General features: G+C 33.3%; 18 protein-coding genes. 7 read left to right on the top strand and 11 right to left on the bottom strand.

Features of this window, described 5'->3' with window-relative positions; all coding sequences use genetic code 11:
* The first annotated feature begins 213 nt into the window (after window positions 1-213).
* Window positions 214-1512 carry a hypothetical protein gene (locus EDD66_RS14860; RefSeq protein ID WP_123610368.1) on the top strand — a complete coding sequence of 433 codons (1299 nt, stop codon included), beginning with the start codon at window positions 214-216 and terminating at the stop codon, window positions 1510-1512.
* Between the two features lie 64 nt (window positions 1513-1576).
* Here the strand turns inward: EDD66_RS14860 and EDD66_RS14855 are convergent, their stop codons facing one another.
* The 4 genes from EDD66_RS14855 to EDD66_RS14840 form a co-directional block, all read right to left on the bottom strand.
* Complete coding sequence (locus tag EDD66_RS14855) at window positions 1577-1897, bottom strand: putative heavy metal-binding protein (protein ID WP_123610367.1); 321 nt, start codon at window positions 1895-1897, stop codon at window positions 1577-1579.
* 112 nt (window positions 1898-2009) lie between these two features.
* Window positions 2010-2654 carry an ABC-2 transporter permease gene (locus EDD66_RS14850; RefSeq protein WP_123610366.1) on the bottom strand — a complete coding sequence of 215 codons (645 nt, stop codon included), beginning with the start codon at window positions 2652-2654 and terminating at the stop codon, window positions 2010-2012.
* The gene (locus EDD66_RS14845) at window positions 2651-3514 is read right to left on the bottom strand and encodes an ABC transporter ATP-binding protein (RefSeq protein ID WP_123610365.1); all 864 of its coding nucleotides are present in this window, start codon (window positions 3512-3514) and stop codon (window positions 2651-2653) included. The genes EDD66_RS14850 and EDD66_RS14845 overlap by 4 nt, the downstream gene beginning before the upstream one ends.
* Before the next feature lie 20 nt (window positions 3515-3534).
* Window positions 3535-3909, bottom strand: a complete 375-nt coding sequence (locus EDD66_RS14840; protein WP_123610364.1) for a GntR family transcriptional regulator — start codon at window positions 3907-3909, stop codon at window positions 3535-3537.
* A 262-nt stretch (window positions 3910-4171) separates the two neighbouring features.
* Between EDD66_RS14840 and EDD66_RS14835 the strand changes: the two genes are divergently transcribed.
* The gene (locus tag EDD66_RS14835; protein WP_123610363.1) at window positions 4172-4837 is read left to right on the top strand and encodes an HAD family hydrolase; all 666 of its coding nucleotides are present in this window, start codon (window positions 4172-4174) and stop codon (window positions 4835-4837) included.
* A 92-nt stretch (window positions 4838-4929) separates the two neighbouring features.
* On the opposite strand, the gene EDD66_RS14830 is transcribed toward EDD66_RS14835, so the two are convergent.
* Complete coding sequence (locus EDD66_RS14830) at window positions 4930-6291, bottom strand: PQQ-dependent sugar dehydrogenase (RefSeq protein ID WP_123610362.1); 1362 nt, start codon at window positions 6289-6291, stop codon at window positions 4930-4932.
* A gap of 209 nt (window positions 6292-6500) precedes the next feature.
* On the opposite strand from EDD66_RS14830, the gene clpB reads away from it, so the two are divergent.
* The gene (clpB, locus tag EDD66_RS14825; RefSeq protein ID WP_123610361.1) at window positions 6501-9083 is read left to right on the top strand and encodes an ATP-dependent chaperone ClpB; all 2583 of its coding nucleotides are present in this window, start codon (window positions 6501-6503) and stop codon (window positions 9081-9083) included.
* A gap of 148 nt (window positions 9084-9231) precedes the next feature.
* Here clpB and EDD66_RS14820 read toward each other — a convergent pair whose 3' ends face one another.
* Window positions 9232-9522 (bottom strand): hypothetical protein, encoded by a 291-nt coding sequence (locus EDD66_RS14820; RefSeq protein WP_123610360.1) that lies wholly within the window; start codon window positions 9520-9522, stop codon window positions 9232-9234.
* Between the two features lie 211 nt (window positions 9523-9733).
* Here EDD66_RS14820 and spoIIR point away from each other — a divergent pair, with 211 nt between their 5' ends.
* The 4 genes from spoIIR to EDD66_RS14800 all read left to right on the top strand — a co-directional run bounded on the left by spoIIR (window position 9734) and on the right by EDD66_RS14800 (window position 13112).
* Window positions 9734-10438, top strand: a complete 705-nt coding sequence (spoIIR, locus tag EDD66_RS14815) for a stage II sporulation protein R (protein ID WP_123610359.1) — start codon at window positions 9734-9736, stop codon at window positions 10436-10438.
* 290 nt (window positions 10439-10728) lie between these two features.
* Window positions 10729-11790 (top strand): D-alanine--D-alanine ligase family protein, encoded by a 1062-nt coding sequence (locus EDD66_RS14810; RefSeq protein WP_123610358.1) that lies wholly within the window; start codon window positions 10729-10731, stop codon window positions 11788-11790.
* A gap of 12 nt (window positions 11791-11802) precedes the next feature.
* A complete protein-coding gene (gene murI, locus EDD66_RS14805) occupies window positions 11803-12609 on the top strand; it encodes a glutamate racemase (protein ID WP_123610357.1) in 807 nt (268 codons plus the stop codon).
* A gap of 71 nt (window positions 12610-12680) precedes the next feature.
* The gene (locus tag EDD66_RS14800) at window positions 12681-13112 is read left to right on the top strand and encodes a DUF1934 domain-containing protein (protein WP_123610356.1); all 432 of its coding nucleotides are present in this window, start codon (window positions 12681-12683) and stop codon (window positions 13110-13112) included.
* A gap of 68 nt (window positions 13113-13180) precedes the next feature.
* Here the strand turns inward: EDD66_RS14800 and EDD66_RS14795 are convergent, their stop codons facing one another.
* The 5 genes from EDD66_RS14795 to EDD66_RS14775 all read right to left on the bottom strand — a co-directional run bounded on the left by EDD66_RS14795 (window position 13181) and on the right by EDD66_RS14775 (window position 18218).
* Window positions 13181-13621 (bottom strand): OsmC family protein, encoded by a 441-nt coding sequence (locus tag EDD66_RS14795; RefSeq protein ID WP_123610355.1) that lies wholly within the window; start codon window positions 13619-13621, stop codon window positions 13181-13183.
* Window positions 13622-13738: 117 nt separating this feature from the next.
* Window positions 13739-14194 (bottom strand): hypothetical protein, encoded by a 456-nt coding sequence (locus EDD66_RS14790; RefSeq protein WP_123610354.1) that lies wholly within the window; start codon window positions 14192-14194, stop codon window positions 13739-13741.
* A gap of 83 nt (window positions 14195-14277) precedes the next feature.
* On the bottom strand, window positions 14278-15006 hold the full coding sequence (locus tag EDD66_RS14785) for a lysophospholipid acyltransferase family protein (protein ID WP_123610353.1): 729 nt from the start codon (window positions 15004-15006) through the stop codon (window positions 14278-14280).
* Window positions 15007-15045: 39 nt separating this feature from the next.
* Complete coding sequence (locus EDD66_RS14780) at window positions 15046-16317, bottom strand: M15 family metallopeptidase (protein ID WP_207667802.1); 1272 nt, start codon at window positions 16315-16317, stop codon at window positions 15046-15048.
* 437 nt (window positions 16318-16754) lie between these two features.
* Window positions 16755-18218, bottom strand: a complete 1464-nt coding sequence (locus EDD66_RS14775) for a nicotinate phosphoribosyltransferase (protein WP_123610352.1) — start codon at window positions 18216-18218, stop codon at window positions 16755-16757.
* Between the last annotated feature and the right edge of the window lie 2 nt (window positions 18219-18220).

The raw sequence follows: 18220 nt of genomic DNA, 5'->3' as shown, positions 1-18220 counted from the left end.
TAATATTGACATTATATTAACATTACTATTTTTTGTCAATATTATTTATAAAAAATGACTAATATATACTTAGAATTTTTCTTATATAAAAAATTAACTTAATTTCTCTAAATTGTAATAAATATTTTATAAAATAGTAAAGTATATAATTATTCATCGTGATATACTTTTAGATAGCTAAAAAGCTATAATAAATGGAAATGGAGACACCATATGAAGAAGAATATATATATTATTGTATTAGGATTAACGATAATCAGTATAACGGCATGCGCACCAAAGGAAGATAATTTAAACAGTACAAAACCTGTGATAAGCCAAGAATCACAGTCATCAGAGAATAAAGAAACTGACAAAGACATCATGAAAGAATTCAACGATCTTGTCCTTAAAGAAAATGTTAGTTTAAAAGAAGTTGCTGCATTTATGAATGAGAATATTAAAAGTATAACACAAGAAGAAGCATCAACTATGATCATCGGTTTTGAAGAATTACAGAAGAACAGTAAGAATACAGAAGAAGAAAAATATTTACCGGAAGAGATACAGGGAGAATTTAATCAATTAGGGACAGAGGGAATAGATTTTAATCAGGCAGAGTCCATAAAAGATGAAACGATAAAGCAATTGGTTACAGAATCAAGGGAAAACGGGTATAGAATTGAAACTGCAGAAGGTTATTATTTCCCGGTAATCGACTATTCCTTTTATAAACAATTCAGTTCTTATGCAACCCCTGATATTAAAGATTATATAGATATTATGTCTGTGGAATCAGATCATATATTTGCAAAAGATGCAGCCTTAGTAATTACCTGGGATGAAGTTGTAAAACGGGCTTTATCCTTGGAAAGATTTTTAAGCAGCTATCCAGACTCAGGGAAAAGGGAAGATATCACAAGTTTATATGATAATTATCTATTTATAACAATGCATGGATTAAATAATACACCCCTATTTGATTATGAAACAAAGAAAATCGATGAAAAGGCAAACAATGCATTTGGTATTGCATTGACTCAAAGTATTGATAGCAAATATCTAAGAAAATTAGGGGAATTCATGGAAGTAATAAGGAAGAATGATGACAGGCTCACAGATGAAGTTGAAAGCTTTAGAAAAGAGAATACGAAGAATGAAAGTAATGAGGCTTCCAAAGAACCAAATCGATATTCTGCAGCAGGAATCGATGATGCAGATGAACTTGATAAAACATTTGAGTTACTTAGAATTGCATTATCGGATAATGATAAGGATACTTTTGCAGATTATATTGCATACCCTATAAAGGTTAATGTGGATGGAAAAAAAGTTGAGATTAAAGATAAGAGTGAGTTCATTAAGAATTTTGACAGCATAATGAGTGAAGATTTAAAAAAAGTATTTATAAATCAAAAGGTAGAAGAGTTTTTTGTGAATCAGTATGGCATTATGATAGGTGATGGAGAATTCTGGATCAGTCAGATTGAAGGAACGAAACATAAATTCAGTATTTATGGCATAAATAATTAGAATCATATTCTTTCGTAAAGCAAGGATGTCAAATTTATATTTTGACATCCTTACTTTTTACTATTTAATTATATCTTACTGCAGTGCCTGAAGCTGTTACCATGAGCATACCGTTATTGGTTCCAAGAACTTCATAATCAACATCTACTCCTACTATTGCATTTGCACCCATAGAAGCAGCCCGTTGTTCCATCTCTCTCATAGCATTTTCTCTGGCACGTATTAATTCTTCTTCATAAGTTCCAGATCGGCCTCCAAAGAAATTGGAGAGTCCGGCAGCAAAGTCTTTTACAAAGTCAACCCCTGATATTACTTCTCCAAATACAATGCCCATATATTCTGTTATTTGTTTGCCTTCGATGGTTGGTGTTGTGGTTATAATCATAATTTTACTCCCTTCATATCATACTATAGCGTTTATTTATTAACATAGTATAGCTAAATATACGGGGATTATCAACATTAATATAATTAAAATGTGATTAGAATTCTATAAGTTAAAATTCCTTATTACTATAGATATGAATGGATATTTTAATTGAAATAAATAAAATTATCAATATTCCAAATGGAGATAGATAAAGCAAAAGGCTGCTATATTTTTCAAGTATTATTTCCAACTGTTTCAGGAAATCTATATTTCCAAGTCTGCCTATAAACATAAGTAATAAAGAAGGAATAAAAAGAATTGATAAAATAGCATAACGAGCCTTATCTGAGCCTAATTTAACTACGAGCGGTATTTGAAGACTATTAAACAGCAAAGCAAGGGCAATATATGTCCAGATAGGGATTAATGCTTCTTGGGTCACAGTATTCTTTTCAATTAGTTCTGTAATTATATTAACAATGATTGCAATAATGCCTGCAAAAAATGTAAAAATTAGAGAAAGGATGTACTTCGCAAGTATAATTTTATTTTTAGATGTGGGCATGGAAAGTGCATACATATCCCATCCAGCCATATCATCATAAGTGAAAGTAGATAATATGAACATAACACCAAATAGCATAAGGAAAGAAATAAAGAAATTTGTATTATTCAGCATGATTCCATAAAATATATAAAATAATGTTACACCACATGTGATATATAAATATTTTTTATTTACTAAGACATCTTTTAAAAGTAAACCGATCATTTTTCTACTCCTCCTTTGCCATAGAATAGCATGATATCTTCCAAAGAAGCAGAATCTATCACTAGATTTTTATAGTTCTTCTTAGCATCTGACTTTCTATTAGTTAAAATTTCATAAGAATATGAATTATTTCTTGTTCCTACAATATAAGAAGAATCAATTAATGTGAAATCTGCTTTTGAACATTTTATAACAGCATAATTATCCAGTATATTGTCTTTAGAATCGGAGAAGACAATTTTGCCCTCGTGAATAAAAGTTATATAATCAGCAATCTGCTCTAAATCACTTGTAATATGGGATGACATTAATATGGAATGTTCTTCATCCTGGATGAAATCATAGAAAACATCGAGAATTTCATTGCGAATAACCGGGTCTAATCCACTGGTTGCTTCATCCAGCAATAATAATTTAGGATTATGTGAAAGTGCAACTGCAATGGATAGTTTCATTTTCATACCTCTGGAATATTCCTTGATAATTTTCTTTTCAGGAATCTTGAATCTCTTAAGATAATTAAAATATATTTTCTCATCCCAATTAGAATATATTTTGGACATAAAGAGATTAATATCTAAAGAGGTGAGAGAGTCATGAAAATGACATTCATCAAACACCACTCCAATCTGCTCTTTAATGGCTGATTCATTCTCTTTCATATTCATACCCAGTATCTCAATATCGCCTTCATCAGGATGAACCAGATTAATTATGGATTTGATTGTTGTACTTTTACCGGCACCGTTTTCACCGATAAATCCCATAATGCTTCCTTGTTTTAAGTTAAGATTTATGTGATCTAAATGAAATCCATCATATTGTTTTGTTAAATTAGATATTTTTAAAGAATTTTCCATTATTTACCTCCCAAACATAGCTATTTCTCTTGATATAACAGAGTTAAATATTCAATCATCTGCTCTAAACCATAATCACATAATTTGGCTATTTCTATAGCATTTGATAGACTTTCCTCCACAATTTTAAAATGTTCTTCTTTAATAAACTCAAAGTTATTACTTCCTACAAAACTGCCTTTTCCTGTAACTGTTTCAATAAAACCATCCCGCTCTAATTCTTCATACGCCCTTTTGGTTGTGATTACGCTGATTCTTAAATCTTTTGCTAATGAGCGCATAGATGGGAGTGCTTCTCCTTCTTTCAGAGTTCCATTAAGGATTAAATTCTTAATCTGGGAATATATTTGCTCATAGATTGGATTCTCATTTGAATTGCTTATAATTATATCCACGTACGTGATCTCCTTTAAGTGGTGTCACTTATTATAAGTGCCCAGGATTGATTATAATAAGTGTTATAGTGTATATATACTATATACACACTATAACATTATGTGAAAAACATGTCAATTATTTTTTATAATAATTTTTTAAAAATATCCTGATCTTATTTATTTTACCAGACCAGGATATTATGTTAGAGTATACTAATAGTATATAGCAGCAGGAAGTATAATCGATCATTACAGTATTAACAAATGGAGGATTAAACAAATGGAAAACAATCAGTATCAATGGAACAAAGAATATATCCTGTTTGATTTAGATGGAACTTTAACAGATCCTAAAACAGGTATTACAAAATCGGTAGCCTATGCATTGAATGAATTTAGAATAGCAGTAGAAGATTTAGACCTGCTGACTCCCTTTATCGGGCCGCCATTAGCACAAAGCTTTCAGGAATTCTATGGCTTTAGTCTAGAGAAAGCCAGACTGGCAGTGGAAAAGTACCGGGAATATTTCGGAGAGAAGGGATTATTTGAAAATGAAGTTTATAATGGCGTAGAAAATATGCTATCTTCTTTAAAGAATGATAGAAAAAAACTAATCGTTGCAACATCAAAACCAACCTATTATGCTATTAAAATATTAGAATATTTTAATTTACTGGAATATTTTGATTTTGTGGCTGGAAGCGAATTAAATGGAGAGCGCTCAAGGAAGGCAGAAGTCATCTCATATGCCATAGAGCAATGTAATATCAGTGATAAGGACAAAGTAGTTATGATTGGGGATAGAAAACATGATATTAATGGAGCTATTGAAATTGGAATTGATTCAATCGGAGTACTTTATGGGTATGGAAGTAAAGAAGAACTGGAAAGGGCAGGGGCGACCTACATTGTATCTGATATTGCCCAATTAATGAAATTATTATAATTATAATAAATAAATAGAACTTAAAATGAAAGGACAGTTGTTTTAACGGATGTCCTTTCATTGATTATTTTCTTAATTTGGAAGACATATCTTTACATAGAATCGGTTCGAATTACCCTCCATATAACGCCGGTATTAGGAATAAATGTCTTCGGATTATTTCTTATATTCAATCCCACATCTACTATATACATGGCTTTATCTGGACCAAAGATTAAGTGAGTTGGTCTTTCAAATCCTCCCTCTCTGGATATGGAGGATGGAAATCCTGATTTGTTGATGGCAAAGGTACTAATTGTTCTGGATTTCATATCAATTCGGGATATTCTGTGCCCTGCCCCGGCATAGGAGATAGGATCGCCCACCCGGGAATGTACAGTGCTGCCATATTCAGCTATATACAAATCTCCATAGGTACTAAAGTCTCTGTTATAATTAAAGTCAAAGCCCCTGATATTTGTATTGGATGGAAATGAGACAAAAGGTCTTGGAGGAATATTTGGTTGATTTTTCAGCAGTAATTCAGGCTGAATTCCCCCATCAGGAGTGAATCTTGGTAAATTAACTGCTTCACCACCAGAATAATCAGGCCATCCATACCATAGACCCTGCTCCACATAGTAACAATCATCGGTTGCGTTTTCAATAGGCCTGCTTCCTACAGCTTCATAGCCGCTATTTCCCACAAATAATTTACCGCCATCATCAAACTTCATGAAGGAGGGGTTACGAAATCCCCAGGCTACCTGCTCTAGATTTGACCCGTTTAAGTTAGACCTTAATATGCTTCCGGAAGCCTTTATATATTTTTTTCTGATTTCATATGGCAGATTTGGTATTCCATAAGGAGAAAAAGCTCCTGTACTTGCCACATCATCAGTCAAAACATCTGTTAGAATATTATTCGTTTCATAATTTTGACCATGGAGCATAATGTAATCCCCAGGGTAGTCACATAATAAAGGTGAAGTTGTTACCCAATCATTATCATTTCCTACTATTCCAGAATTAGTCACTGTCCCTTGTCCAAAATATAATTTATTATCTGGAGAAAAAGTAACGGGACTATTTAAATGATCACCATTGCTTGGCAATCCTATAATGATATGCTGCTTTTCACCAGTTCTCTGTATTCTGGTAACATAACCTCTATGAGACACATATATCTCACCATTTAGATAATTAATCCCTGATATGGGGACATTAAAGCCCTGAGCAATAACTTCAAATCGTCCATCTACCAGCCGAAGAATTCTGGGATTTTCATCAGTTAATCCTGATTCAGCAATAAGGATGGATCCATCCTCATCAAAAACCATACTGACTGGTGAATTCAGACCACTTGCAAACACCTGAATCTGATAACCTTGTTGAATATAAATATCGGACGGATTTAAATTTCTTTCGGAAACTTCCTCATTTTGATTCACACGTATAAAAATATGCTCTTTCATTTTTTAAAATGATCTTTCACATAAAATATTTGTTTAAATATATTCTTATATATTTAAAATATTCACATACTAAAAATAGGGTAAATTAAAATGCATAAATAGCATAAAAAGTACTTGACTATTTTATTATAAATGTTATATTAGTTATAGAACAAACAAAATATAAAAGTTATAAATTAGAAAAGTATATCTAAATAGGAGGAGATCACATGAATATAAATAAATTTACTCAGAAATCAATGCAGGCAGTAAATGGCTGTGAAAAAGTGGCATATGAATATGGCAATCAAGAGATTGATCAAGAGCATTTCTTATATAGTTTGTTAACCATTGAAGATAGTCTGATTGCAAAGCTGATCACAAAGATGGATATCAATCTTGATGTCTTTCTGGCACAGGTAGAAGGTCTTTTAAAAAAGAGAGTGAAGGTATCGGGAGGACAGGTTTATATCAGTAATGATTTAAATAAAGTACTTATTAGCGGAGAAGATGAAGCAAAACATATGGGAGATGAATATGTATCTGTAGAGCATCTCTTCTTAAGCTTAATAAAATACCCCAATAAGGGAATCAAAGAATTATTCAGGAATTTTGGAATAACAAGAGATCGTTTCTTACAGGCACTGTCAACTGTAAGGGGAAATCAGAGAGTGACCAGTGATAATCCCGAGGCTACTTATGAAACATTAGAAAAGTATGGGTATGATCTGGTCGAGCGTGCAAGGGACGGAAAACTTGATCCGGTCATTGGACGAGACAGCGAGATACGAAATGTGATCCGCATCTTATCAAGAAAGACAAAGAATAATCCGGTATTGATTGGTGAACCGGGAGTTGGTAAGACTGCAGCAGTAGAGGGGCTTGCCCATAGAATCGTTCGTGGAGATGTTCCGGAAGGATTGAAGGACAAAAAGTTATTTGCTCTTGATATGGGAGCATTAGTTGCTGGAGCTAAATATCGTGGAGAATTTGAAGAACGTTTAAAAGCAGTTTTAGAAGAAGTGAAGAAAAGCGAAGGTCAAATCATATTGTTTATAGATGAGCTCCATACTATTGTTGGGGCAGGTAAGACAGAAGGTTCCATGGATGCAGGAAATATATTAAAACCGATGCTTGCCAGGGGAGAATTACACTGTATCGGTGCCACCACATTGAATGAATACCGGATGTATATTGAGAAAGACGCAGCTCTTGAGAGACGTTTTCAACCAGTAATGGTAGCTGAACCGACTGTTGAAGACACTATCTCAATACTTAGAGGTCTAAAAGAACGTTATGAAGTATTTCATGGGGTTAAAATAACAGATGCATCTTTAGTATCTGCCGCATCCTTGTCAAATCGATATATATCAGACCGATTTCTTCCAGATAAAGCAATCGATCTTGTAGATGAAGCCTGTGCTTTAATTAAAACAGAACTTGATTCCATGCCTACAGAGCTTGATGATATACAAAGAAGAATTATGCAGATGGAGATTGAAGAAGCGGCTCTTAAGAAAGAAACGGACCGTTTAAGCGGAGATCGTCTTTTGATTCTTCAAAAAGAATTAGCAGAATTAAAAGATACATTCATGAGCGCAAAAGCAAGATGGGATAGTGAGAAAGCATCTGTTGAGAAAGTGCAGAGATTAAGAGAAGAAATAGAAAATATCAACAATGAAATACAGATAGCACAGCGTAATTATGATTTAAACAAAGCTGCTGAATTACAATATGGAAAACTTCCTATGGTAAAAAAACAATTAGAAGAAGAGGAAGAAAGAGTTAAGACAGAAGACAGGACTCTGGTACATGAAAGTGTAACGGAAGAAGAGATCGCAAAGATCATCTCAAGATGGACCGGAATCCCAGTTGCTAAATTAACGGAAAGTGAGCGTAATAAAACACTGCATCTGGATGAAGAACTCCATAAACATGTAATTGGTCAGGATGAAGGTGTCACGAAAGTATCGGAAGCCATACTAAGATCAAAGGCAGGGATCAAAGATCCAACAAAACCAATTGGTTCTTTCTTATTCCTTGGTCCTACTGGTGTTGGAAAGACAGAACTTGCCAAGACCCTGGCAGCAAGTTTATTTGATAATGAGCAGAATATGGTCCGCATTGATATGAGTGAGTATATGGAGAAATTTTCAGTATCACGATTGATTGGAGCTCCTCCGGGATATGTAGGATTTGAAGAAGGGGGCCAGTTAACAGAGGCAGTTCGTCGAAAACCATATTCCGTTGTGCTATTTGATGAGATAGAGAAAGCACATCCAGATGTATTTAATGTCCTGCTCCAGGTATTAGATGATGGACGTATTACAGACTCCCAAGGCAGAACGGTAGATTTTAAGAATACAATATTAATTATGACATCAAATATCGGATCAAATTATCTTTTAGAAGGAATTAATGAGAATGGGGATATTAGCCCGGTAAGCGAAGAAATGGTCATGAATGATCTGCGGAATTCATTTAGACCTGAATTTCTGAACCGCCTGGATGAAATCATTCTGTTTAAACCATTAACAAAGAATAATATTGCAGAAATTATCAATTTATTGATTGATGATATAAATGATCGCCTTTCCGATAAAGAACTAAAATTAGAACTGACTCTAGCAGCAAAAGATTATGTGGTAGAACATGCATATGATCCAATCTATGGTGCAAGACCTTTAAAAAGATTCCTGCAAAAGAATGTGGAGACGTTAACTGCCAGACTGATTTTAGCGGATGATGTAAGAGCAGGTAATACGATTTTAATTGATGTACAAGAAGATAAATTAGTGGGAATACCAAAATAAACAGATTCAACACATGGGACTTTATATTATAAATAATAAATATAAATAAGAATTGTTGCAAAATACAATATCTGCAGAGTATTTTAAAAAGAAACTATATATTTTTGGAAAATATATAGTTTCTTTTAATGATAAAGAGAACTGTTTTCTATAACAACGAAAAATAATCGTCTAGCAGGTTGCCAATAGTTTCGCTATTATAGACCTTAATTACTTGATTATTTTCAGATAAGATTTTAGGCATAGATTCAAATTTAGAATCTACAAACATTTCAAACTGGGTAGTATCACCTGAGGCCTCGATAAATGCCATGTTTGGAGATGTTAATATAATATTTGCTTTGTCTGTTGAAATCCGTATTGCATTTTCTTTATTCTGTGGAATAACTAAGAAAGGAATTCCTTCAGAGATAAATCTGTTGACTAGTTCTTTAAACATTCTAATTTCCCCTTTATAAGTTTCATGTATTTTTACTAAATAAACACTAAATATTTTATTCAAAATTATTTTTATTAGAACAAAAAATAAGTTTAGATGTATAAAATTAAATTATCCGTGCATACTCCAAATATATTAACCGGTATATATTTCCAAATGAAGTCATTGGGAATAATCGCAATATATACATATATTAAATGGAGGTCTACATATGAACAAAATAAAAAGTATTATCAATCGTATAAATATAACAAAGAACCGAATATTTTTAGTGTTTCCAATTTTTATTGCAGTCTTATTATTCATATATTATTTATTTGATCCATCACCAGAATTAAAGGATAGTAAGGCTATGGAAGCTTCTTCAGTTATCCAGGAAGGAATTGCAAAAGAAATCATACGTTTTCATGTTCTTGCCAACAGTGATTCTGACGAAGACCAGGCATTAAAACTTAAGGTGAAAAATGCGGTGGTGGAAGGACTGAAAGAGCCTTTAGAAGAAGCAGAGAATATTGAAGAAGCAAGAAATATTATGAACCAAAATATTTCCCTTGTTACACAGATTGCCCTGAATATTATAAAAGAGGAAGGTTATGACTACGGAGTAAACGTTAATCTTTCTGATACCTATTTTCCAACAAAAATTTATGGTGATATGACATTTCCTCCTGGGATCTACGAAGCTTTAAGAATCGAGATTGGTGAAGCCAAAGGTAAGAATTGGTGGTGTGTGATGTTTCCTCCTTTATGTTTTGTGGATGGTACATATAGTGTAGTGCCGGAGAAGTCTAAAGAACAGTTAAAATATGTTCTGACAGAGGATGAATATGCTTCTTTAGCTAAGGAAGGAAAGTTAAAAGTAAAAGCGAAATTTAAAGTCCAGGAAGTAATGAAAGAATGGTTAGATAAGAAATAATTAGATCATTGGTGGAGAAACAGGGGTAGAAAAACATATTAAATAGTTGTATAATAGAATATAGCATAGGCTATCATGGATATCAAAAATCTTGAATAAATTTAAGATATTCCGAATAAAGATAGAAAAAAGAGTGAAAGAAAAACAAGTTCGCTCCCCAAATTTGCACCAAATAAAATCAAGACAACTTGATTTTGCTTGGTTTGGAAAACAAATTATAAATATAGATGCTCCCATTATGGTATAATGAATAGGAATTTGCAATCTATATTTCACAGAAAGGATATACAATGAATAGAAGAACAGTAGCAGTATTGTTTGGTGGACAGTCCTCTGAACACGAGGTATCCTGTGTATCTGCAACGACGATTATTTCGAATATAAACAAAGAACATTACGATATTATAATGGTAGGAATTACGAGAGAGGGTAAATGGCTGAAAGTAAACAGCATTGAAGATATAACATCAGGAGTGTGGAGAAATAGTAAAATTACGGCCATTTTATCCCCGGACACCAGCCAAGGCGGCATATTATTCATTGAAGGAAATAAGGTAACAGTGGCAAAAGTCGACATAGTTTTTCCTGCACTTCATGGTCTTTATGGAGAAGATGGGACAGTGCAGGGACTTCTTGAATTGGCCAAGATTCCTTATGTTGGCTGTGGGGTATTAGCCTCCAGTATATCAATGGATAAATTATATACTAAGATTATTGTTGATGCTCTAAATATAAGGCAGGCAAAATATGTTCCAGTCTTAAAGAATGAGATAAATCACATGGATGATGTGGTTAAGAAAGTGGAAGAAACACTGACTTACCCTGTATTCATCAAGCCATCAAATGCGGGATCTTCTCAGGGTGTATCAAAAGCACATAATAGAGACGAATTAATTACTGGTCTTAAAAATGCAATAATACATGATAGAAAAATTCTTGTAGAAGAAACAATCATTGGACGAGAAATTGAATGTGCCGTTCTTGGAGGTAGTGATCCAAAAGCATCTGGAATTGGCGAGATCGTTGCAGCAGCAGATTTTTATGATTATGATGCTAAGTATAATAATGCAGAATCAAAGACTATAATCTCACCAGAAGTTCCAGAAGGTGTAGAAAATAAAGTTAGAGAGAGTGCAATGAGAATATTCAGAGCAGTGGATGGATACGGATTATCCAGAGTTGATTTTTTCCTTGAAAAAGACACCAATGAAGTGGTATTTAATGAAATTAATACACTTCCTGGCTTTACCTCAATTAGTATGTATCCAATGCTTTGGGAAGCAAAAGGCATCGGTAAACCTCAATTGATTGAAAAATTATTACAGTTAGCATTTGCTAGATTTGGTGAGTAGGAGGACAAGAAGATGCCAAGTAATGCTCCAATTGGTGTATTTGATTCCGGTGTAGGTGGATTAACTGTTGCAAGAGAGATTATGAGACAAATCCCAAATGAAACAATTGTATATTTTGGAGATACGGCAAGAGTTCCATATGGAAGTAAGTCAAAAGAAACAGTCATTACATACTCAAGACAGATTGTGAAATTTCTGCAGACAAAGGAAATTAAAGCAGTTGTAATTGCATGTAATACTGCAAGCGCATTTGCTCTGGAAACAATTAGTAAAGAGATAGATATTCCAATTATCGGTGTAGTAAAGCCAGGTGCCAAGATAGCAGCCCAAACAACTAAGAATGGAAATATTGGTATTATTGGTACGGAAGGAACGATTAATAGCGGAATATATAATGAATTTTTAAGTAAAACTAATCCAAATGTAAAAGTTTTTGGTAAAGCCTGCCCTCTTTTTGTCCCTCTTGTGGAAGAGGGACTTTTGGAGGACCCTATTACTTATGAGATGGCAGGAAGATACCTTGACGAATTATTACATTATGATATTGATACTCTTGTCCTTGGATGTACTCATTATCCTCTTATCAGGCACACTATCCAGAAGGTAGTGGGGGACAAGATCACCCTTGTAAATCCAGCTTATGAAACAGCAAAAAGTTTGAAAGACGTTCTAATGACCAATAAGATTGAGAGTACAAGAGAACGACCAGAACATAGATTTTTTGTAAGTGACGGTGCAGAAAAATTTAAGGCTTTTGCAAATACGATTCTTCCTTGTGAGGTTCTTGAAACAAAGGATATCAATATTGAACAATATTAGTTATAATTCGTCCATGGAGAAACGGAAAATCGAGCTTATAGCTGAACTATAACTACAAAATAGGAGATGTTATGACAAAAGATGTACTTGTATCTATCTCAGGACTTCAGTTCGAGATTGATGAAGATGAGGCTGTTGAAGTAATTACAGCAGGAGAATACTTTAATCGAAATGGGAAACATTTTGTTTTATTTGAGGAATTATCAGAAGAAGACAGGGGAGTTACAAAGAACACCATTAAAATTTCAGACAAGCAAGTAGATATTATGAAAAAAGGAGTTAATAATGTTCATATGGTATTCGAAGAGAATAAGCAGAATATGACTTATTATAATACACCTTTTGGAGATTTAATGATCCAGATAAATACCACTTCTTTATCGGTAAAAGAAGAAGAGAATGAGATGTTAGTCCAGATTAAGTATGACTTAAATGTAAACTACTCTTATGTATCCGAATGCCTGATTCAAATTAAAGTGAAATCGAAGAGATTAAGCGAATAAAGAAAGAAGTCTGCCAAAATCCGTCTGGCAGGCTTCTTTTTTTATTCTTATTCAATATATGATATCATTTATTCAATAGTAACTTCGTAATTCATCTCTGGTGGGTTTTCAATGGTATCCTTAATTGGGCATGTACTTTCTATTCTTTCAATAAACTGCCTCATTTCTTCTTCTGTATTATTGGCTTTAATGAAATATCTGGTGACAATTCTGGATAATCCAATTTTAGCGACTTTACTTTTTCCAGTAAATCCATCGGGATCAAAATCAGCTTCTAATTCAATTCTTAGATTTTCAAGACTGATTTTAGAGGATTTGGACAACATTCTTGCTACCATGCATTTGCATCCTCCTAAAGAGGATAACAGAGCCTCTCCGGGACACATTGCTGTATTATCTCCTCCTCCCTCTTCTGACTGATCTAATCTAAAAGAAAATCCTCTTGAGGAACATTCTACTTTCAAATTCTCCATTAAATTTACTTCTGCTTTTAATATTTGAATAGCCATAATTTGACCTCCTAAATTTCTTTAAGATTATTATAATGATAAATTTGATTTCTATTCAATTAGATAGAATTGCATAAAAAACGGAGCTTAATATTTTAAGCTCCGTAACTATATTTATTATTTTTGATTTGTAAGTTTTGCAGTCATTCTTTTTAGGAAACCCTGTTTTTTCACCGGTGCTTCAAGATTAGAACGTAATCCTTTCACATCCATGATATAGATTCCATTCATAACTGCTTTTATTTCTTTTTTCACAGGAATCAAATCAAAGATTTTTTCATCACACATTAATGTCATAATCTTTGGACCGATTTTAGCTTTTACAATTGGAACTTTAGATCCACGTAAATACTTTGGTGTCTGATCAATTACGATCTGTGGAAGACCTGCTTCTTTTAACTTCATACGTTTTTTATCTATTACGAGTAATGAGGTTGTTTGGGCACCCACTTTCATCTGTGCTTGCGCATCCTCGGATTTTTTCTGCATTTTGTTCCCATAAATATATAAAGCAACTAATAATGCTATTACAATTACCAATACAACTAATAAAACGATTGTAAGCGTGCTCATGTATGTACCTCCTTCCTTATCATAATGCAATGCTAATATTGTATCATTATTTCATATAAATTGAAATAGAAATTCATAAATTTTTATACAAGCTTTGCATTTTTGTCTAAGGATTCTTTAATTATATTTTGCACATAAGCACCTAAGAATTTTTGGTGTTCTTTATCGAGTTCTTTTACATGAACTGGCTTTCCAAATTCAATAATGACATGAGCTTTCCGAATCCATGGAAAATGATTTTCAAAGGCTTCATCTGTATTACTTAGAGATACCGGAATGATAGGACATCCGGATTTTTCAGCAATTTTAAAACTTCCCTCTTTAAATGGCAGCATATCTGTTCCATGATTTCTTGTTCCTTCCGGAGAGATAAAGATGGAATAACCATTTTTAACAAGATCAACACCTTTTAAGATTGTCTTCAATCCCTCACGTACATTTTCACGGTCGATAAAAAGGCAGTTTAAATTCCGCATCCATACTCTAAGAAAAGGTACTTTCTCAATCTCTTTTTTGGCTACAAAACCAGTTAAACTAGTAACAGAAGTATATGCAACTAAAACATCGAAATAACTTCTATGATTTGATACATATAAAACAGGCTGGTCCTTAGGTATATTCTCTGCTCCAATTATTGTCTTTTTAATACCACAGCATTTTAATATAATATTAAATGCGAAGACAACAATTGCTTGAGAGTATTTTACTTTAAGGTATGGATTTATTTTTCCAATGAGAAATAGTATGAAAAATATTGGTATGCTAATAATAAAGAAACATAGTAAAAACAATAAAACAAAGATTGTCTTCATAGGATATTCTCCAATCTAAAAAAGTATTCTAAAAACAAATTATTTTTTAATGTTATTATTTGGCGTACCATTCGTTGGTGCATTACCTGTCGTATTAGTATTATCAATGGTGCCATCAACGGGAGGTGGATTTTCAATACCTGTATCAGGTATTTCAGGATCTCCGGTTGAATCATCCGGACTTTCCACAGGATCTTCCACTGGTGTCTCATCTTCATCAGGAACTGTTTCTTCCACTGGCGGGTCGGTTTTTGGATCAGTTTCTACAGGTTTATTATTTTCAGGTTTTGCAGGTTTATTCCCTTTGGAATCATTATTCTTTCCAGTGTCTTTTGAAGGCGCCTTGTTCTTAGCTTTTTTATCTTCTGATTGCTTTGTATCTTTTTTGTCATCATCTTCTTTATCTTCTTTTTCTTTATCTTCTTTTGATATTTCTTCAATCTCTTCATTGGTAGGTTCCTGGATTTCTTTTTTCTCTGTAGAAGTATCAATATCTATAACGTTATCATAAGATATCTCTGTAGTTTCTAATTCAAATGGTTCAAGACCATAGTAATCTTCTAAAGTCAGTTCATTTTCATAAAGATATTCTGCCAGATCTTTTCCAACATAACGCACATGCCAAGGTTCATAAGAATAACCAGTAATATATTCTTTCTTATCAGGATATCGGATGATAAATCCAAAGCGATGGGCATTTTTAGCCAGCCATTTACCTTCCGGGGTATAAGCAAAAACAGGTTCGAGCCTGTTATCTACAGATATTGTAGAAACATCCATAGAAAGACCGGTTTGATGCTCACTGTGCCCAGGTTTTGCGGAATAACGATTGGTATATTCTTCACCTTTCGTTGCAATATTGGAATCATAAATTTCTTTTTGTCTATCATATGAACGATAACCCGAGATAGCGTATAAAGTAAATCCTTCCTCTTTTGCTGCATTAAACAGATCTTCAAGTGCAGTGGCTGCAACTTGTCTTAATAACTTCTTCTCATCATAAAAGTTAAAATTAAATAAGACATCAGGTACAACTAAATCTTGCGGTACATAATCTGCAGGGAGAGCGTATTGTTTATTGACTATGACGGTGTAACTGTCTTTGACGGTATCGACAGCTTCTGTATGTAATAATTTTGAGTTATTATTTGTCATAATAGTTCCGTCCTCATTTAGGCTATTATCTTCATTATAATAATATTCATCTTCTTTTGATATGTTACTTGCCAGTGAATGGGATGAAAATAGATTATATATAATAAAGCAGACTAAAAAAACGGATGCAAAAATAAAAAGTACTTTTTTCATCATCTGTCCCCCCCTAGTGGTGGTGGTTAGTTTTTTCGGAGCATTGCTTATCTTCAATGTTTACGCAGATTGAAAGCTCAAAACTTCGTTTTTCGCTCACGTTGCACTTATCCATAGACTTTAGGGCATTTATTCAAGCAAGCTTGGTAAATGCCCTAAAGTCTATGGACTAATCTGCTCATCGTGGATATTATACCATATATAGTGAATAAATCTAGTAAATTTATAAAAAAATACAAAATGTAAGGTTTTCTTAATAAAATATTATTCTGAATATCCAGTTATAGGAATGTAAGGAATTTTTATCAATTCATCAAAAATTAATATAATTGTCAAATAAAAGTTATATAATTTAAAAAAAGAACCATATGTTTTAGAGACATATAGTTCCTTTTTAAAAATCTTCTAAATATTTTTTATTAGTTATTTGTTTTCTATAATTATTTACTTGTATGATAAAATTCGTTTATACTATCCAGCAATTCATTCTTAATTGTCCATAGCTTCTTTGATAAATCCACATATACCTTATGAGGATTTACGAGACGCCTGGTTTCATCCCAGAGAGTATCCAGTTCCTTTTGGCAATAAGCTCTGATATCCATAACTTTTGGTGATTCATATACACATTCCCCATTTAAAAAGATAGGAACCAAAATTTCTCTTAAGGTATAGGAACCTGGCCTTAAATATGTTTTTTTCCAGGTTTCGATAGGATCAAATATCATAAGTGAATTCTCTTCGGAAAATTCTTCGTCAATTAATGCGATTAAGTCTGCTTTTATCTTACCACTTTCCTTATCATAAATACGATAAATTGTTTTGTTACCCGGGTTGGTAATCTTCCAGGTGTTTTCAGAAAGTTTGATTTTTGGAATGAATATACCATCTTTTTCTATAGCAGCCAATTTATATACTCCGCCAAAGGCTGGGCAGTCTTTGGAGGTAATAAGATTGGTACCAACACCCCAGGAATTGATTGCAGCACCTTGTGTTTTTAAAGAATCGATTAAATATTCATCCAAATCACTGGAGGCAGTAATAATAGCATCTGTAAAACCTGCTGCATCTAACAATTTTTTAGCTTTTTTTGATAAGTATGCAAGGTCTCCACTATCGAGACGGATGCCATATTTCTTTGGCATTTTACCAGCTTCCTTTAATTCAGAAAAGACTTTGATTGCATTAGGGACCCCGGATCTTAAGGTGTCATAAGTATCTACCAGTAATGTAGTATTCTCTGGATATAGATTTGCATAATGCCTGAATGCAGTTAATTCGTCTTCAAAACTCATGATCCAACTATGTGCATGGGTTCCAAGGGGAGGAATATCATATAGTTTTGCCGCCAATACATTACTTGTTCCAATGCATCCACCAATAACAGCCGCTCTTGCGCCTAATGTGCCGGCATCTGGTCCCTGGGCTCTTCTTAACCCGAATTCCATAACTCCATCACCCTTTGCGGCATACGCAACCCTGGCTGCTTTTGTTGCAATGAGGCTTTGATGATTTATAATAGTCAAAATTGCTGTTTCTACTAATTGTGCTTCCATGATCGGAGCAATGACTTTTACTAACGGCTCCATTGGAAATACTACAGTGCCTTCTGGAATAGCATAAATATCTCCTGTGAACCGAAATGTAGATAAATACTCAAGAAAATCTTCATCAAAAATCTTTTGTTCTCTTAAATATTTAATATCATCCTGGTCAAAATGAAGATTTTTAATATAATCAATCATTTGTTCTAAACCAGCGCATACTGCATAGCCGTTACCACTTGGATTACTTCTGTAAAATGCATCAAAGATTACCGTTTCATTTGATTTGTTTTTAAAGTAACCTTGCATCATGGTTAATTCATAAAAATCAGTTAATAAAGTTAGATTACGTTCTCCCATGC

It is taken from the genome of Mobilisporobacter senegalensis (genome assembly GCF_003752155.1).
In the GTDB taxonomy this organism is placed as follows: domain Bacteria; phylum Bacillota; class Clostridia; order Lachnospirales; family Lachnospiraceae; genus Mobilisporobacter; species Mobilisporobacter senegalensis.
The sequence above is the reverse complement of the archived record's forward strand: the minus strand, read 5'-3'. Positions and strand labels throughout refer to the sequence as shown.

What these genes read in the sequence shown, in the direction of transcription:
- EDD66_RS14860 (WP_123610368.1), top strand. Translation starts at nt 214, where the DNA reads ATGAAGAAGAATATATATATTATTGTATTAGGATTAACGATAATCAGT.
- EDD66_RS14855 (WP_123610367.1), bottom strand. Translation starts at nt 1,897, where the DNA reads ATGATTATAACCACAACACCAACCATCGAAGGCAAACAAATAACAGAA.
- EDD66_RS14850 (WP_123610366.1), bottom strand. Translation starts at nt 2,654, where the DNA reads ATGATCGGTTTACTTTTAAAAGATGTCTTAGTAAATAAAAAATATTTA.
- EDD66_RS14845 (WP_123610365.1), bottom strand. Translation starts at nt 3,514, where the DNA reads ATGGAAAATTCTTTAAAAATATCTAATTTAACAAAACAATATGATGGA.
- EDD66_RS14835 (WP_123610363.1), top strand. Translation starts at nt 4,172, where the DNA reads ATGGAAAACAATCAGTATCAATGGAACAAAGAATATATCCTGTTTGAT.
- EDD66_RS14830 (WP_123610362.1), bottom strand. Translation starts at nt 6,291, where the DNA reads ATGAAAGAGCATATTTTTATACGTGTGAATCAAAATGAGGAAGTTTCC.
- clpB (WP_123610361.1), top strand. Translation starts at nt 6,501, where the DNA reads ATGAATATAAATAAATTTACTCAGAAATCAATGCAGGCAGTAAATGGC.
- EDD66_RS14820 (WP_123610360.1), bottom strand. Translation starts at nt 9,522, where the DNA reads ATGTTTAAAGAACTAGTCAACAGATTTATCTCTGAAGGAATTCCTTTC.
- spoIIR (WP_123610359.1), top strand. Translation starts at nt 9,734, where the DNA reads ATGAACAAAATAAAAAGTATTATCAATCGTATAAATATAACAAAGAAC.
- EDD66_RS14810 (WP_123610358.1), top strand. Translation starts at nt 10,729, where the DNA reads ATGAATAGAAGAACAGTAGCAGTATTGTTTGGTGGACAGTCCTCTGAA.
- murI (WP_123610357.1), top strand. Translation starts at nt 11,803, where the DNA reads ATGCCAAGTAATGCTCCAATTGGTGTATTTGATTCCGGTGTAGGTGGA.
- EDD66_RS14800 (WP_123610356.1), top strand. Translation starts at nt 12,681, where the DNA reads ATGACAAAAGATGTACTTGTATCTATCTCAGGACTTCAGTTCGAGATT.
- EDD66_RS14795 (WP_123610355.1), bottom strand. Translation starts at nt 13,621, where the DNA reads ATGGCTATTCAAATATTAAAAGCAGAAGTAAATTTAATGGAGAATTTG.
- EDD66_RS14790 (WP_123610354.1), bottom strand. Translation starts at nt 14,194, where the DNA reads ATGAGCACGCTTACAATCGTTTTATTAGTTGTATTGGTAATTGTAATA.
- EDD66_RS14785 (WP_123610353.1), bottom strand. Translation starts at nt 15,006, where the DNA reads ATGAAGACAATCTTTGTTTTATTGTTTTTACTATGTTTCTTTATTATT.
- EDD66_RS14780 (WP_207667802.1), bottom strand. Translation starts at nt 16,317, where the DNA reads ATGATGAAAAAAGTACTTTTTATTTTTGCATCCGTTTTTTTAGTCTGC.
- EDD66_RS14775 (WP_123610352.1), bottom strand. Translation starts at nt 18,218, where the DNA reads ATGGGAGAACGTAATCTAACTTTATTAACTGATTTTTATGAATTAACC.